Genomic DNA, 17023 nt, shown 5'->3' with positions numbered 1-17023 from the left:
CCTAACATAACTTAATCAATCTTGCAAGTTAACTTTTATATCCGGCGCATTTTTCCTGGTATATCCCAAGGTATTCCTGTTGATTATATTGGAAAATTTAGAGCATAAGGCAAATTATACACTACCTCAGTACCATCCTTATAAACCAGGGCCTTTTGATATCTACAGCATCATAATTGCACAACTCATGACAACAGAAACACCTTATGCATTTATCAAGTTTTACTACCGGCTTTCCGCCAACCATCTCTATAGTCTTGGGAGGACAGCTTTTTGCACACATCCCGCAACCCTTGCATTTCTGCATATTAAACCGCGGTGTGGGTTTGATAATTCTATTCAGGCGCTTTACTATAAACTTAGGGAGCAGGATATTGTAAAAGTTAAATGCAACCTTTACCGTAGGCTTCTTAAAATCCAAAACCCTGATTTTATTCATTTCCTCTCCGACTACCTCAATATCTCCAATATTGCCGGTACACAAATTCCGTTCCACAGACTTTCTGATTGTAGGTACCTGCCCCGGTTCAATACCGATTATGTCAGTAGCTGTTACATCAAGTGCAAAAGGGTCACTACTGGCTAGTACCAGACCAACTTTCTTTGGATGTCCATTGGTTGGACCATATCCCTCCATACCCAGCACCGCATCCATTACAGTCAATACAGGCTTGGAAAAACTGCATATGTCAATAAGCAGATTGGCAAAGTCACCTGTATCATCAAATCTCAGGTGATACTCTGCTTTGTAGCTCCCGGGAATTATTCCGAACATATTTTTTACAGCTCCGCTATAGACTGTCATCATATGAGTCTTGATTTTGGGTATATTTATTATCTTATCTACCTCGATGACAGGCTTTATAGTTTTGATACTCTTCATTACCACTCCATCAGGATAAGGTACATCTATCACATCTGTGTTATAATTCAACTCCGCACCGCTTTTCTTAGCTGCATCTTTCATACCGCAGGTTTCATATACCGATTCCAGAGACCCTTTATTATAGAAGTGATATCCACCAGGGCTATCTCCGATTACTGGCTTGCCGCCTGCTTCGATAACAAGCTCTGCCAAAGCCTGTGCAAAGGAAGGATGAGTTGTGGTAACCTTTTCCGGTTTTCTTTTAATAAGCAGATTCACCTTCAAGAGAACTGTTTCACCAGGCTTGACAAAAGCAGACATTCCTCCTATTTTATCTATAGATTCCTTTATGGCAGACTTTACTTTTTCTACTTCATAGTCATCGCATCTCACTATAGACACAGTACTCATTTATTACACCTCCCATTTATATTAAGTCTTTATTTTTCATTTTTCTTAATACGGTAATAACGACTATTGGCAACAATATTGCTATGATTGCTATTAAGAAGTATAGTATAAACACTCCATTCTTTTTTACAGGCACTCCCTTAGATTTTAAGACTGAATCTTTCTCATCATTTACAATCTGTGTCCCGGTATGTCCGACCTGAATATTCTGTCTTTCATTTTCAACAGGCGACAGCAGTACATCGGTATTGTCTCTGAAAACTTTGTCCAGTTTGTAATTTACCTTTTTTCCTTTTTTAAGCTTTTTGAGTTCATCCGGCAAATTATATCTGACGTATTTGCTGAAATCCCCCTTATTATAAATAAATACCTCTCTTTTTTTCAGATCATATACATTTGAATATTTCGTACCCATATCTCCCCAATCCGCTAATACGGCTTTTAAAATTCCGGCAAACACATCGACATTAATCTCATCTTTATCTTCGAGCATTGTTTTGGCTTTATCATACCTGGTGCATGGATATCCTCCAAGCTCTGGGTCGGTAAGCCAGAAGTTGGTTATAAGTTGATATGTTCCTTTTTTGGGGATTATCTTCAGATCATTGTTCATCCATTCTATCACCACAGAATCCCCTGATTGATCGGTAAACATAATATGATCGGTGAAGCTTCTGGTGATGTTATACTTTTTTATCATTTCTACAGCTTCCCGGACATTTGCACATTTTGAAATGATTATTTCCCCAAGATCCATTCCCAATTCCGGCTTTCCTTTAAAATGAGGTATCTCTGAAGCAGGGCATGTAGCACCATCATAAAACAGGCCCTTTTCATTCATACCACCCTGAACATAGGTAGAATTCGCAAAGCATATCCTTCCGTATGTATCATTTTCAGGTGCAGCTATCCAAAATGTAGAAGGTATAGAGTACATCCAGTCCTCATTGTTTCCCACCAGGACTCTTCCATTTTGCTGCTTGGTAAAAATCGTGCATGCGTCAGACTGGCTATATACTGAAAGGGTAAAAATGAGAACAATAATCAAAGAAAAAAACTTCTTCATAGTTATCTCTCCATATAATCTTATTGGATTATTCCATAAAAAGCATCGATAATGATGCCTGTAACTACCGCAAAAATAATGCAATATGCCAGATAAAATGTAAAATTCCGCGCCCCCAGGATGATTTTTACCGCACCGAGATTAGTCAGCTTGGTTGCCGGTCCCGATATCATAAACGCTATAGCGGAACCCGGACTCATACCGGCATTCATCCAAGCTTTGACAAGAGGTACTGTACCTCCTCCGCAAAGGTATATAGGTACCCCTAAAGATGCAGACAATAATACACCCAGACCTTTATTACCGCTGAACAGGCTGACGAATATGCTTTTAGGAAAATACTTGTCGAATAGAGCTGTTAGTATGATTCCTACAAGAAAATATGGAGCGGTTACTAAAATACTTTTGTTTAATTTGCTTATAAACTTCTTGTAGGACTTCTCTTCACTACTGCATTTCTTTTTTTCTTCAAAGCATTCAAAACTAAATAACTGCTTTCGGTCGAATAATACTTTCACCAGCAGCCCTGCCAGCATACCTGCCATAATACTAGATATCAGCCTCAATATAGCAATAGGTACTCCCAATGAAAAGCTCAAAAGCAACAAATTTGGATTCAATAAAATAGAACTCACCATAAATGTTGCAAGTAAATATTGAGGAGCACCGTTTTTACCTAAGTATGCTATGAGTGGTACGGTACCATACATGCACAGCGGCGATACCACTCCGAGGAAAGCAGCACTTCCTGCAGCAACAGGACTGAATTTTTCTTTCCCCTTCAGACTCAAAACAAGTTTACCTATAAAGTCACCTGCATAGGTAGAGATTACCGCTCCTGCGATAACTCCTGCAAACCAATATGGAGCTATAAGCCTGAACTGATATACTACAAGATAAAAAATATAGGAGATTTCATAAAGAAGAGTCATACGGCCTCTCTTTAAATCAGTGTTTGAATTTCATTTTTATAGTGTCCAAAACAGCGCCCTTTACAGTGATCTTCTTCAGATCACATTCACCCAAGCCATTCTCTGCAGCAAGCCTTATATGATCTGCCTCACCCAGAGTCAAACCCATAAATTCAAGTGCTACTGCATCTACAGCCACCAGATCTGAGCCTGCAAGTACGGTATTAGAGTTTACAGGGTCGTTATTTACAGGTCCTGAGCCTTCTCCTCCGATAATACCGTCTATTACTGCAAAGTCAGGCTTTCTTATTTTGTTCAGGTCAACAATCACATTATCTATACCCATTCCATGGAAAGCCAGCTTACCTCCCATGGTACCATAAAGGTTGTTCGGGGGTACTCCTATTGAGTTTTTAAGGCTAAGAGTTCCTCCCACAAGCGAATAAGTCTTTAGAACTGCTGCACTGATCACAACATCAGCATCCATATAAATCTTTGGAATGTAAAATTCTTTTCCTGTAAGGCTATTCTCAGCTTTGAGCTTATAACAATCCTTTTCACCGAATTCATTCATATCGACCAGTTCTACCCCTGTCAATTGGTCATATCCTGTGACATTGAATACATTTCCCATGTAAGAAGTCTCCGCTACTATTACCCTGGAAGCACCATACTCTTTAACAATATCTGCGACAGCCTGTACTATCCTGTAATCGGTAATATTGCCTGTACCACTTGGTACAGCTGCTCCAAGATTTGGCTTTATCAGAACTACATCGCCTTTCTTTACAATCTCTTTCAGCCGGCCCGAGTTCTTAACAGCCTCCCTTGTTACTTTGTCATAGTCCGTCCCTTGCGCTATACCAACCATCGGATTATCAGATTGTATCCTACTGGTGTCTGCTGTCTGAACCACATCCGCAACAGTATTGGACAATGCATTTACAGTTTCCACACTTTTCTCATTATTCTTTAAGAAAAATCCGGCTGATATCCCCACCACCAGCAAAACCAGTAAAATTCCATATATCAAAAAAGCTTTAAAAGTCTTCATCACTAAACCTCCATCCTACAGAAACAGTGAAATCGTCAATGCTCCACAAATAAAAAAACTGAATAAATAGTATAGAATAACTCCGCGTATATTCCACAAAGCGAGTAATGAAGATAACTTCAGCGGACTCATGAGACTGTTGAAAACGTATATTGCTATAAGAAAAATATGATTCCCTACATCATACTTAGTCAGAAACCTGGCAAACTCAAGTCCTGCAGACGCTGAATAAAACCATGTCCTGATATCTCCCAAAGCATACGCATAAAAAAAACTTTCGGCAACAGCGCCTATAATTACATATGCACCAATACTTAAAAGAATCCTGTTTCCAGTAAATGCAAATCTCTTAATTCCATTCTCCTGTCCAAGCAGATTCTCAGGTATCTCAAGCCGAAGCAGCCTGCTGCCGGTCAATTTTATAGCACCTATGACATAAGAAGATAAAACACCTGCCAACAGAGCAATTATCGCCCTTTTTATTCCCAATCCCCATGTAAAGGTATTTTCAAAATACGGCACCAATGTATTAAACAAGGAATTTGAAATATAAAACGAAACAATTAACCTTACCCCAACACCGGCAGCTGAAGCAGACAAAACCACTGGAATAATTCCGTAGGATCCGAGAGGGAGTAAAACACCTGAAATAGAAGCAATTAAAGCATGTAGTATTTTATCCCTTCTGTTCCTTTTTTCAAGCCCCTTGTCAAAGAGCCTCCTAAGAGGAGCATACAGCAGTATTCCGAGAATACATCCTATCAAAACCTGAGCCAGTATTCCTATAACCAGATAGCTTGCATCTGTAATAATTTGAAACATGGGTACTTACCACCACACTACTCATTTTTTTATCAATCCTAAAATAAAATCGGTACCTAGTCCAACAATTATGGCAAAAATAATGTTATATAAAATATACACGGCAAAATTCTTCTTTCCGAGTATAATTTTTACAGCACCCAGGTTGGTCAACTTTGTAGCAGGCCCCGTAATCATAAATGCCGCAGCGGACCCAATGCTCATACCTGCTTGCAAACAAGCCCTTATGAGGGGTATTGTACCACCCCCGCAAACATATATGGGAACGCCGAGTGAAGCTGCCAGAAGCACTCCAAGCCCTTTATTGCTGTCAAACATCCTGATGATGATATCCTTTGGAAAATACCTGTCAAACAATGCAGTGAGTATAATACCTGCAAGAAAATACGGAGCAGTCTTATCTATCCCTCTATATAAGTCACTGAAAAATGTCTTGGTCATAGATGATTGACTGCTGCACTTTTTTCTATCTTCAAAACCTTCAAAGCTAAATAAACTATCGTTTTTGTACAAAGCATAAACGAGTATTCCTGCCAGAACCCCGGCTGCTATACTCACAGACAATCTCAACACCGCAATTCCCGGTCCCAGGGCAAAGCTCAGTATAAGCAGGTTGGGATTCAGAAGTATGGAACTGACCATAAATGCAGCAAGGAAATACTGAGGTACATTCTTCCTCCCGAGAGAAGCAATAATAGGTACAGTCCCATACATGCAAATAGGCGATGCAACTCCCAAACAGGCGGCAAATATCAAACCTGTCAGTCTGAACCTGTTTCCGCTGATCTTCACTGCCAGGCTGGTAATTCTTGCTGCTGCAAATACAGAAAGCAACGAACCAGTAAAAACACCGGCAATCCAATATGGAAATATGAGTTTAAATTGCTGCACTATGATATTAAACAGTATTATAAACTGGTTCGGTAAATTCATTTCAGTCCCCTGTCAAAACAATATTCCTAAGAATTCCCAATTTATTCTCTAAGCAGCTTAAAGGAACTCTGGAAGTCCATTTTAATAGAATTCAAATCAGCTCCGACAACCTTTATTTTCTTTATATCGGTAATACCAAGCTTCTCTTCTCCTGCACGCTTGACATGAGGTACTTCATCAAGCTTGAAGCCCATAAAGGTCAATCCTACAGTATCGAGAGCCGCCAGATCTTTTCCTGCCAAAATTATATTGGAGTTAACCGGTGTATTGTACATAGGACCTTCGCCTTCGCCCCCGATAATACCTTCGATTATAGATAAGTCAGGCTTTCTTATTCTGTTCAGATCGATTATTGTTTCCATTATTCCCAGCATGTGAAGCCCATCTTTTGAGCCTGCTCCGGTATAAATTCTCTCAGGAGGTATTCCTATACAATTCTTAATACTCAATGACACTACCGCCTCAGGTAAAAAGTGGGTTTTCATCTTAGCTACATTAATAACCACATCAGCATCCATATAAGCCTTAGGTATGAACAGTCCTTTTCCTACCAGACTCTTTAACGGTTGAAGCTCATAACAGTCCTTAGTATCAAAATCATTGAAGTTCAGAAACTCTACTCCCTTTAAAGTGCTGTATTTATTCTCCAGCACGTCAAAAGCATTTCCGGAAAAACTCCCTTCAGCAACTATAACTCTTGATGCACCCATCTCTTTTGCTTTATCTGCAATTTGCTGAACTACCCTGTAGTCGGTTATTATTGATGAATCAGGCGTTGAATTGTAGCATATGTTTGGTTTTATCAATACCACATCGCCTTTTTTGACAATTCCCTTCAGTCCACCGGCATTTTCTATTGCCATGTCGGTGACCTTTGCATGATCTTCCCCTCTCCCTATTCCTACTACAGGGTTGGGATCAGGATTCTCCATAGCTTTATTCAGCAGTTCCTTGACATGTTTTTCTCTCTCCGATTCACCTTTTGCGACTATACTTTCACTGACATTAAGCATTACAGGCGCTTTTGGTTCATCACTTACTTTTGTACCGGTACTTGTAGTTGCAGCTTTGGTTGCATCGATTGTTACTTCCTTTGCAGTCTCAGCGTTTGTGCTTTTACCTGTGCTATTCTTTATGAAATACCCTGCAACTGCAGCAATACCTAACAAAATAATAACACCAAAAATAATAACATTCTTTAATTTCCCCATTTTGTTCCTCCTCTTATTATATAAATGCAGATACTGACAAAAGTCCGGCTATAGCAATATAATAACCGTAATAAGCCAGTAACCCCTTAGGTTTTAGAATAACCAGCAATGCTGACATCTTGATAAAATCCATTAATACAATAACAATATTCTTCGCAAGCAGGAAATACGGATTTACAATATCATAACCTGCAAGCAAGCGTGGAATGAAGGCAGTTTTAGGATTATTGAAGATAAAACCCAGAATACTGAAAAATGCATATTTACGGAATAGGGTATCTATGATGACACCTATGATAAGGTATATCCCGACCATACTGATGCTGTCAACAATAAAACCGGATATCCCAGATATCCCTGAGTATTCCTTATCACTACCCAAACCGTTTAGCTTTCTGAAAAGCGTCATTTCCTTTACACTCAGAGTTTTTAGGGCCAACCCTATCAAAACTCCCGCAGCAAAAGCGAGAATAACCCGTTTTGTTCCGTTTCTCCATACAAAACTTACATCTGAATATGGCACAAGCATATTAAACAAAGCATTCGATACCAGCATGGGAAATACGGAATAAGATCTTTGTCCCAAAGCAAGCAGCGTGATACAAGGAATAACCAGTCCATACATATTTAGAGGTAATACGATTCCTACCGTCGAGCTTGCTGCTATATACAGAAAAACTCTCAGCAAGCCAGTATTTTCATTATTCTGCCTGCTCCTGAAACAATAACTAATAATTATCGATAAAATACAGCCCATAACCAATTGAACCGTATTTGAGATTAACACCTGCCCTATTTCTGCTACCAGCTCCAACATGTACCCACCTACCCTTGTATTTCCTGTAATATTACTCATTAAACACTATATGATACTAAATACACTCAATAGATCCAAACCGCTTATCAGAATAATTAATATGATTCGGACCTTCTGAAGAACATCTGTGATTTATTTAAGTCCAGCCCTACAAGCTTGATTTTACTCAGATCATTTATACCCAGGCCTTCCTGTCCGGCCAATCTGACATGCTCTATTTCATCCAATGTAAAGCCCATGAAATTCAGTGCTACAGTATCAGCAGCAACAGGGTCAGTCCCGGCAAATACAACTCCGGAATCCACCGGTGTGCCACTGAAAGGCATGTTCCCTTCACCTCCTATTATGCCGTCTATAATTACAAAATCAGGCTTTCTGATTTTGTTAAGATCTACTATAGAGTTGGAAATGCCCATATTATGCAGATAGTCCCTTCCCTGACCTGCTCCTGTAAGTTGAACAGGAGGAACACCAAATATATTTTTCAGACTAAGGGTTACAACTGCCTCAAAATGTGTCTTCAGCTTTGCCGCACTTATTACCACATCAGCCTCCATATATATTTTGGGCATATAGAATTCACCGCCGGTCAAGCTTTTTTCCGGTGTGAACTTATAACAGTCCTCTTCTCTGCAGTCATTGAAATCAATAAGTTCTACACCTGTTAATTTCGTATACATATTTGTATCATCAAAGCTCCTGCCCCATGGTGAACCATCCGCAACAACTACACGGGATGCCCCTAACTCCCTTGCTATATTTGCAATTTCCTGTACTACGCGGTAATCAGTCTCTACACCTTGCTCCGGTGCAGCACTTTTTATCATATTGGGTTTGATTAAAACAGTACTACCCTTCTTTATGAGCTTTTCCAGAGCATCCGCATTTTTGACGGCTTCTCTGGTAGTCGCAGAAAAGTCCTTGCCCACTCCTGCTCCTATAACAGGGTTTTTATCGGATATAACATTGTTTTTCTGCATCCGGTCCCAAACTATTTGTGGAAGTATATTGTTATTTAGATCTCTTATATCAGACATTTTCTTCTTATCTCCACCTGGCCCAGCCTCAGAAACAACCGCGCTGCCGCCTCCAAGACCCTTCAGCCACTTTTGTCCTGCATATCCTGCAATGGCTGCAATACACAAAACTGCAATAATACCATAGACAATAATTTTCTTAATGTTTTTCATTTTGACCCTCCAGTTTATTTTTGTATCTAAGCTAAAAAACAAAAATTGATGCGGCACAAATAAGCGCAATAACCGAATAATATGCAATGAATATAAAAATGCCACGCGGCTTAAAAAGTATAAACAAAGCTGACATTTCTGCAAAGTTCATGAATACGTTTGCTATCCCAAGGGACAGGCTAAAGGTAGAGCTTATAGTTGCATTATTCTTCAAAAGAACTTCTGTAATTTCTGTACCTATACTGCTGGCATAAAAAGCATTCATAACGTCGTTATACATATACCTGTGGAAAATACCGTTCAAAACAGCACCTATAATAACAAATGGTCCTATTATGCCTATAACATCAGGTATAGCCCCCAACTTGAGAGTCCGACCCTGTTCACGGGGAATTAATCTGCTCATCATCCTGTGGTTGATGATATTCACATTTCTTGAATCCAGCATCCTGATTATCATACCTGCAAGAACTCCGGCAACAAATGCAAGAAGTATCCTGCCTCCGGAGGCCCTCCAAACAAAGGTTTTTTCTAAAACAGGATCAAGCATGTTGAATAATAAATTTGATATAACAAGCGGAACAGTAAAATAAGTATTGATTCCTGACAGAACCATTACAGCAAAAACCGGAACAATACCGTATATACCCAAAGGGAAAAGCATTCCACATGCCGAAAGCAGAGTGATCATCAGAAAATCAACAGCAACCGGATTTTTTGCTTTTATTTTCTTTTTTGTTATTATTTTGTAGATTAATACACTCAACACACAGCCTGCCAGCACCTGCAGCATATTAACCAAAACACCATTCCCAATGTCTAAAAGAAGCCCCAGCATATTTCACCTCACGCTATACATTTTGATACTTCAACTCTTAATACCCCATCTTCAAAAACGGCAATGGATCCAAAGGCATATCGCTATACCATACTTCAAAGTGAACCTTTTCTATATTTCCTGTATAGGCGATGATTACACCTTTTTGCACATAATCACCTGTTCTGACCTGTGTTTCTATGAAATTCTCATAAACCGTATGCAATCCGTTACTATGCTCTAGCTTTATGTAGTTTCCATCCGTACCGTCCATTCCGATCTCTTTTACATACCCATCTGCTGAAGCAATGATGGGCATGCATTCATTGCCCTTTTCGATATCAATGCCTGTATTTTTATATTTATCATTCCCGATACTCCCGCCAAAGGTATTTTGTATTTCTACGTTTTTACCGCCTACAGGTAGCAGTGTAGGTATTTGTTCTTTCAATGAATTTTTTATGTTGATTTTTAAGTCAGAGCTCTGAACTGAAACAAACCCTTTTTTGTCCGTTATTATGTTCAGAGTTTCAGATTCTCTGGAAAATTTCGCAGATACAATCTGGACACTGGACAATACTATTGCAAGACATAAGAATACTGAGGCTAACAGGAAAAATTTCTTTTTGCTGCTTCCAATATATCTTTCACCTTTATTTAGAATGGTCAATATCCTGGATTCCGTTATGGAAATACTCCCCATAGCACTTGAAGGCTCTGGAAAAAACTTTGGAACTGAATATCCGCCTGCTATACTCAGTAAATGTCCGGCATAATCCGTAGATTTTACTCCAAGTTGCATTACACAGGCATCACAGGCTTTTTCCATGTCGATATAGAAACGTTTGAGCGCCACCCACATAATGGGATTAAACCAATACAGCGTGCTTACCAGTCTTGCAGCAAGCTTTAATAAGTTATCCCTGCGTTTTATATGAACTATCTCATGCATCAGAACGCTCCTGCATAATCCTGATTCCCAATCAAGTGCATTCCGCGGAAGAAGAATTACCGGTTTCATTATCCCAAAAGTAATAGGCATATAGTCATTTTCGGATAAGTAAATCTTTATGTTTTGTTTCACACCTAATATAAGTTTGACTTCATTAACAATTGCCAGCAAGTTTTCATCAACCAGCATTTCTGATTCTCTTATTATTTTATGTGCCCCCAGCATTCCAACTGCAATCCTGAATAAAAGGACAAGCAATACACAAAACCACAGATAAAAGACAGATAAAAAAATCTTGTTTTTTAGCCCGGCATCATACTTCTCTGTTGTTTTACCGGAACCCAAGGATGCTTCTGAAGCTGTCTGCCCATTATCCTCACTTGGCGATGCTATATCCATATTTATTGTATATGGCACTTTTTTCATATTCTTTAATACAGATTCATATTCACTATTTGAGTGATTATTCAAATAGTACGACAGTGGTAATATTAGCAAGGAAATTATAGCTACAGCAGATAGCAGATATTTTGCCTGAGATGAAATACCTCTTTTAAGCTTGCTTAATAAGATTGCTGCAGTAATGATAATAGTTCCCTTAAGGGAAGAGTCTGCCAAAATGATAAGCCAGTTTAACAGCTGCACTTTACCCTCACTCATTTTCCTCGTCTTCCTTTCTGGCTTTCTCTATCAATACAGAAATTCTGTCAAGCTCCTCACCGGTCAGCTTTGATTTTTTTAAATCCAGCAATGCTGCCACTGTATGTTCGACAGAATTATCAAAAAATGTCTTAATAAGATCTTCAATTGCGTCTTTCACTGCTTTCTTCCTTGGAGTAGAAGCAAAATAAATATATTTTTGGCCATCTGTTTTGTGCTTTACCTGCCCTTTTTCCTCCAATATCCTCAAAAATGCCCTAACAGTTGAGTAGCTAGGATTATCAGGAAGTTCTTCCTGAACCTCTGCTGCCGTTACATGTTTTTTTCTGAAAACTATGTCCATTATCTGGCGTTCTCTTCTGCTTAAATTCTTAGCCGGATTACCTTTCATTCCTTTTCATCCCTTTCAGCACAGATAAACTCTATGCTAAAATTTTAGCACCTATATCATTAATTAGTAAGTAGAAATTCTTCGGGTCTTAGGTGTTTTTTTTTCGGGAAAGCTTGAAAAAGCACAAATCCGGTATTTTGAACCAGAACGCATAGCATTACCGTACTAAAGTTTCAGCAAGCACTTCATAAACTACAAATACCCCGGAGAAATAACCTTTCCCAAACAAAAAAAAGCTGGCTTTTCAGCCAACTCTCACTTATCCGGACAAGTTTATTTAAGATACGAACAACAGTAATCTGTGAGTTCATTTACAACCAATTTGAATTTTGAGTTTGCAGGAACTTCAAAGCTTTGTCCTCCTTCAATCGCAACCCATGCTTCACTTCCTGGAAGCAAAACCTCAAGCTTTCCTGCCAGTATTTCCATTATTTCTTTTTCTGCCGTTCCAAATTCATACTCTCCAGGCATCATTATACCTAAAGTCTTTTTTTCCCCATCGGCAAATATTACGGTACGGCTTGTAACCTTGCCTCCAAAATAGACATTTGCCTTTTTAACAACACTTACATTATCAAAACGCTCCATAGCTTTCCTCCTAAAAGTAATTATCCCAATACATATTTTATCATTATACAAATCTATGGAAGCATTTTCAATATATATTTTGATAGCCCTGAGAAAATGATGCTATATTTAAATGGCTTTTAGCACTCTTATTACTTCGCTGCTTTTTTTATTTGTCTCATCTATCAAATCTGCATTTTCCGGAAGTTTGACCCACTGAGGTCTGAGCCCGCCCTCTTCCACCAGTCTCCTACCTGCTTTGACAATATCTTTTCTTGTTATACAAACACCGATATCAATCACCCTATAGCTTTTCTCTTACTATAAAATATGTATCGAATTATACAGTGGTGATACAAAACTTTTTGCCGCTAAATCTTTATTATGTATAGATCATCTCCATAGTGACTGCTCATAACAGTGCACTGATACTTCCCGGCCTTACACCCTTAAGGTGATGGCATCAGATATCTTTTCAAGAATTTTTTTACTTTGACCATTTGTTGTTTCAACCCGATCCTCATAATCTTCAGGGAGACTCACAAACTGTGGCTGAATCCCGCCCTCTTTAAAAAATCTTGTTTTTACTCTTCTTATCTGTTCTTCAGTAATAATTTTCATTAAATCACCTACTTATTTTACTTCTTTTTTTTATAATAGTATCTGCTGTTCTTCCTTACCAGCCTGTTTTGCTGCTGGAATTGATAAATCAATCTTTCCTCAAGCTGCTGAAGCAAACTGATTATTATATACTGTTCCACCTTAACCATGGATTTTTTTGAATGCATTACTATTAGAATTGTATTATATTCAAGTAAAACGCTTCTGTAAGGAATAAACATATACTGGGTTTTACCTTTCTGTAAAAAGTAGGTTTGATTGGCCTCTATTTGTTCTTTGAGCCTTTTGTACTCCTTACTGGATGTTTTATACTCGTTTTTCATTACTGTTTCATTTAGTTCAATAATGTCGATATATAGCCTTTCTTCCAATTCCGACTCATGTTCCTTCTGATATGAAAAATAAGCACCCAAAAACTCCTGGTATTCCTTAAGTATATCAACTGTACCCTCTTTGATCCTGCTAACCAAAGGATCTACATATTTACCCAGATTTTGAATCATATTATAATGTGAAATAATCTTTTTAGTAAGATCGTTTGTCAAATCAACCTGACTTTTTACATGCTGTACCAGATCATCTTCCGCAATCTGGATTTTGGTACTCCCAAACGCAATCTCCTTGAATGACATTGCAGAAATAACCAGTATATCAAGGATAAAGCCTATAAATAAAGCAATAAGAAAAAAACAAAGTTCCTCAGATATTCCCAGCTTGTTTTTCCCTATTAGCTTTACGCTGTCGTCTCCTAAATAGTCAAACATGATTACAACACCAAAAAAATATACAGAATAGTATATTCGCCTGACGCCGACAGTAAGCTTTCGGGAAACAGGCTTTTTTATGATGCACATTGTCAGCGAGTATATCAGCAACAATCCGCTTAGTGCATAAAGGAGCCAGTAATATCCGGATACACCACCAAAATCATGCTGCATAATAATTCCCCTCAAAAGGTATTTTGCAGAATATCTTTCGGACATATTGTCAAATTATTCTTTTGAATAATTTACTATAAATATGTATATTAACGGTATCATAAAAATATTACAAATATGTGGTCAGAAATTATTTTAAGATACAAAAAAGAGAACATACTGTTCTCTTTTTGATAATACATATTCCTTTTTTAGTATTTCCCAAATTCATCATCTGCAATTTTTATTGCGGCTTTTGCAGATGCAGCTTCAGATTGCGTACCGTTTAGGCTGTAGCCGCCTCTGCTCTTATCCTTAATTTTCTCCAGCATCCTTATTACTTCAGGGTTTATATCCCCAAAACTTTTAAACGCGGTTGAATAGTTTTTCCTTAGCTTGAATCTGCTTACCTGTTCTCTCAAAAGCTCCGCCTGGCTTGAAAGCTCTTCACTGGCTGCTGCGCTTTCTTCAGAGGTTGCAGAATTGGTCTGTACCACTTGGGATACCTGCATTATTCCTTGGTTTATCTGGGCTATTCCGGTTGCTTGTTCATTTGACGCAAGAGCAATTTCACTCACCAGGTTTGCTACCTTTGTAACGCCTTCGACAATACTGTTTAATGCTGCTGCAGTTTCGTTGGCTATCTTCGTTCCTCCCTCAACCTTCTTAATAGACCCCTCTATCATATCAGTTGTCTCCCTTGCAGCATTTGCGCTTCTGGCAGCAAGATTCCTTACCTCTTCAGCAACTACAGCAAAACCTTTACCGTGCTGGCCTGCCCTGGCAGCTTCTACTGCAGCATTTAAGGCTAAAATGTTGGTTTGGAATGCAATTTCGTCTATTACCTTGATTATCTTGGAGATGTTTCCCGAAGCATCATTAATCTCATCCATAGCTTTAAGCATTTCCTTCATCTGTCCATTTCCCTGCATGGCATTTGTTCTTGCACTTTCTGCCAGAAAATTTGCTTGATTAGCATTTTCTGCATTCTGCCTGGTCTGTGAAGATATTTCTTCAAGGGAAGCAGTAAGTTCCTCTATCGAACTGGCCTGCTCGGTTGCACCTTGCGAAAGTGCTATGCTTGATTCCGAAACCTGCCTTGAACCGGAAGCTACCTGTTCTGAAGCAGAATTTATATTAGTCATTACTTCATTCAGATTGACTGACATTTTCCTGAAAGCCACACCTAATACTCCTATTTCATCCTTCGAGTCTATATTAACAGTTATGTCCAAGTTACCCTCAGCGATATTCTCAGCAGCTCCTACAAGCTTTTTCACCGGATTGCTTATAATTCTGGAAATAAATATTCCAAGGATTATTGCAACAATCATAGCTGCAAATATTACTATAATCATTGTAAATACAGTTGTATTTGTCTGTGAACTATACTCATCTGATCTTTCAATACCTCCTTTAACCTTAAGATCGAAAAGCTTCTGAATAGAATCATTAATAGCATTTGCAATCTCATAACCTTCTCCCCTCATTAATGCAAGGCCCTGCTCTTCACGGTTTGAAAGCGCATGCTCCATTATCCTCTCTTGAATCGGTCTAAACTTTTCAAAAGATGCTCTTAATCTTGCAAACTCTTCTTTCGCCTCATCTGTCTGCAAGCTTTTTTCAAATTTAGCCAAACTTTCATCAATGCTTTTACTAAATTCATTAATTTTGTCGACATACTGCTTTCTGTCACTGCTGCCATTTTCCAGAAGTATATCCCTAAGATTTACCCGGGTACGCTGATATAAGGTTGACACCTCTCCGATATCTCCGATGGCTATTCCGAAGTTAGTATATAAATCAGAATAATTGCTGTCGGTCTTATTAATATTTAGTACACCTATTACCCCTACCAGGCCTGCTATCAACGCTACTAAAACAAAACCGGCTACCAGTTTTGCAGCTATTTTTAAATCATAGAACCATTTCATATTCATCTCTCCCCCGTATTATGCTATATTTTCCAGACCTTCTATTTCGTTTTCATTTAGAAGCCTTACACAATCCAAAACAAGTTTGACTTCATTTCCCACTTTGCCGATTCCCTTAATATATTTATTTACTACCTTGTTGATGTCCGGCGGTGGAACAATTTCTTCATCAGCAATAGAGAGTACTTCAGACACAGTATCAACTATCAGGCCTATATAGACACCCTTAATATCAACTACAACGATACACGTTCTATCGTCATATTCCCTTAAAGGTTTTTTAAACCTGAGTCTGATATCCATTAAAGGAATTATCTTTCCTCTGAGATTAATAATCCCCCTTATGTATTCAGGGAGCTCAGGAACCTCCGTGATTGGCTGAATCCCGATAATTTCGGTAACAAACTTTATTTCAATTCCATAGGACTCTTTACCGAGGGAGAAGGTCAGAAATTTACCCTTCTGCGTGTCCTCTTCCGGTTCAAAAATCTCCTGTGTTACTTCGTCAGTCATTTTTTCATTCTCCTTTCTGTATTTTCATCTATCTCAGGGTTATTGAGCCCTTATGACCTACTTTTAGTTGAATTCATAAAAATGCAAAGACTATATAGTTACTGTTATTCCGGCAGAAAAGACAGACTTCCCGTCAAGAAGCTTATGAGACAGTATTTAAAGCTCATAGAATTAATAATTCAGAACATACCTTTCATGTTTTGTACTCGGAAAATAATAAAGCAACTCATTATGCTGGTTGGTTGAAATTGCTTGTGTAACGATTTGGAGCATATCAACGGAACTTTGGATAAGGCAAAAATATCTATGTACATAAAAGAAAACCATCAACTTAATATGTTTACATAAATTTTATATTGATCTTCACATTT

General features: G+C 38.4%; 18 protein-coding genes. All 18 read right to left on the bottom strand.

Annotation, left to right across the window (positions count from 1 at the left end; all coding sequences use genetic code 11):
- Window positions 1–121 precede the first annotated feature (121 nt).
- A complete protein-coding gene (locus tag N3I35_13315; GenBank protein ID MCX8131062.1) occupies window positions 122–1276 on the bottom strand; it encodes a DUF362 domain-containing protein in 1155 nt (384 codons plus the stop codon).
- Window positions 1277–1292: 16 nt separating this feature from the next.
- The gene (locus N3I35_13310; GenBank protein ID MCX8131061.1) at window positions 1293–2342 is read right to left on the bottom strand and encodes a linear amide C-N hydrolase; all 1050 of its coding nucleotides are present in this window, start codon (window positions 2340–2342) and stop codon (window positions 1293–1295) included.
- A gap of 20 nt (window positions 2343–2362) precedes the next feature.
- Window positions 2363–3274 (bottom strand): permease, encoded by a 912-nt coding sequence (locus tag N3I35_13305; protein MCX8131060.1) that lies wholly within the window; start codon window positions 3272–3274, stop codon window positions 2363–2365.
- A gap of 16 nt (window positions 3275–3290) precedes the next feature.
- On the bottom strand, window positions 3291–4307 hold the full coding sequence (locus N3I35_13300) for a DUF362 domain-containing protein (GenBank protein MCX8131059.1): 1017 nt from the start codon (window positions 4305–4307) through the stop codon (window positions 3291–3293).
- Between the two features lie 15 nt (window positions 4308–4322).
- Window positions 4323–5129: a permease gene (locus N3I35_13295; GenBank protein ID MCX8131058.1), complete on the bottom strand. Its 807-nt coding sequence runs from the start codon at window positions 5127–5129 to the stop codon at window positions 4323–4325.
- 21 nt (window positions 5130–5150) lie between these two features.
- Window positions 5151–6062, bottom strand: coding sequence for a permease (locus N3I35_13290; protein MCX8131057.1), 912 nt, complete (start codon window positions 6060–6062; stop codon window positions 5151–5153).
- 41 nt (window positions 6063–6103) lie between these two features.
- On the bottom strand, window positions 6104–7273 hold the full coding sequence (locus tag N3I35_13285) for a DUF362 domain-containing protein (GenBank protein ID MCX8131056.1): 1170 nt from the start codon (window positions 7271–7273) through the stop codon (window positions 6104–6106).
- Window positions 7274–7289: 16 nt separating this feature from the next.
- Complete coding sequence (locus N3I35_13280) at window positions 7290–8090, bottom strand: hypothetical protein (protein MCX8131055.1); 801 nt, start codon at window positions 8088–8090, stop codon at window positions 7290–7292.
- A 95-nt stretch (window positions 8091–8185) separates the two neighbouring features.
- Window positions 8186–9280 carry a DUF362 domain-containing protein gene (locus N3I35_13275; GenBank protein MCX8131054.1) on the bottom strand — a complete coding sequence of 365 codons (1095 nt, stop codon included), beginning with the start codon at window positions 9278–9280 and terminating at the stop codon, window positions 8186–8188.
- Window positions 9281–9311: 31 nt separating this feature from the next.
- Complete coding sequence (locus N3I35_13270; GenBank protein MCX8131053.1) at window positions 9312–10118, bottom strand: hypothetical protein; 807 nt, start codon at window positions 10116–10118, stop codon at window positions 9312–9314.
- 37 nt (window positions 10119–10155) lie between these two features.
- Window positions 10156–11709: a M23/M56 family metallopeptidase gene (locus N3I35_13265; protein ID MCX8131052.1), complete on the bottom strand. Its 1554-nt coding sequence runs from the start codon at window positions 11707–11709 to the stop codon at window positions 10156–10158.
- Complete coding sequence (locus N3I35_13260; protein ID MCX8131051.1) at window positions 11702–12100, bottom strand: BlaI/MecI/CopY family transcriptional regulator; 399 nt, start codon at window positions 12098–12100, stop codon at window positions 11702–11704. Before N3I35_13260 ends, N3I35_13265 begins: the two co-directional genes overlap by 8 nt.
- A gap of 273 nt (window positions 12101–12373) precedes the next feature.
- Window positions 12374–12688, bottom strand: a complete 315-nt coding sequence (locus N3I35_13255) for a pyrimidine/purine nucleoside phosphorylase (GenBank protein ID MCX8131050.1) — start codon at window positions 12686–12688, stop codon at window positions 12374–12376.
- A gap of 108 nt (window positions 12689–12796) precedes the next feature.
- Window positions 12797–12970, bottom strand: coding sequence for a hypothetical protein (locus N3I35_13250; protein MCX8131049.1), 174 nt, complete (start codon window positions 12968–12970; stop codon window positions 12797–12799).
- 138 nt (window positions 12971–13108) lie between these two features.
- The gene (locus N3I35_13245) at window positions 13109–13288 is read right to left on the bottom strand and encodes a hypothetical protein (GenBank protein MCX8131048.1); all 180 of its coding nucleotides are present in this window, start codon (window positions 13286–13288) and stop codon (window positions 13109–13111) included.
- Between the two features lie 17 nt (window positions 13289–13305).
- Window positions 13306–14226, bottom strand: coding sequence for a hypothetical protein (locus N3I35_13240; GenBank protein ID MCX8131047.1), 921 nt, complete (start codon window positions 14224–14226; stop codon window positions 13306–13308).
- 191 nt (window positions 14227–14417) lie between these two features.
- Window positions 14418–16139 carry a methyl-accepting chemotaxis protein gene (locus N3I35_13235; GenBank protein ID MCX8131046.1) on the bottom strand — a complete coding sequence of 574 codons (1722 nt, stop codon included), beginning with the start codon at window positions 16137–16139 and terminating at the stop codon, window positions 14418–14420.
- An 18-nt stretch (window positions 16140–16157) separates the two neighbouring features.
- A complete protein-coding gene (locus tag N3I35_13230; protein MCX8131045.1) occupies window positions 16158–16652 on the bottom strand; it encodes a chemotaxis protein CheW in 495 nt (164 codons plus the stop codon).
- Between the last annotated feature and the right edge of the window lie 371 nt (window positions 16653–17023).

This window comes from Clostridia bacterium (genome assembly GCA_026414765.1).
In the GTDB taxonomy this organism is placed as follows: Bacteria; Bacillota; Clostridia; order Acetivibrionales; family DSM-27016; genus SKW86.
This window is presented reverse-complemented; position numbering and strand designations above follow the sequence as displayed.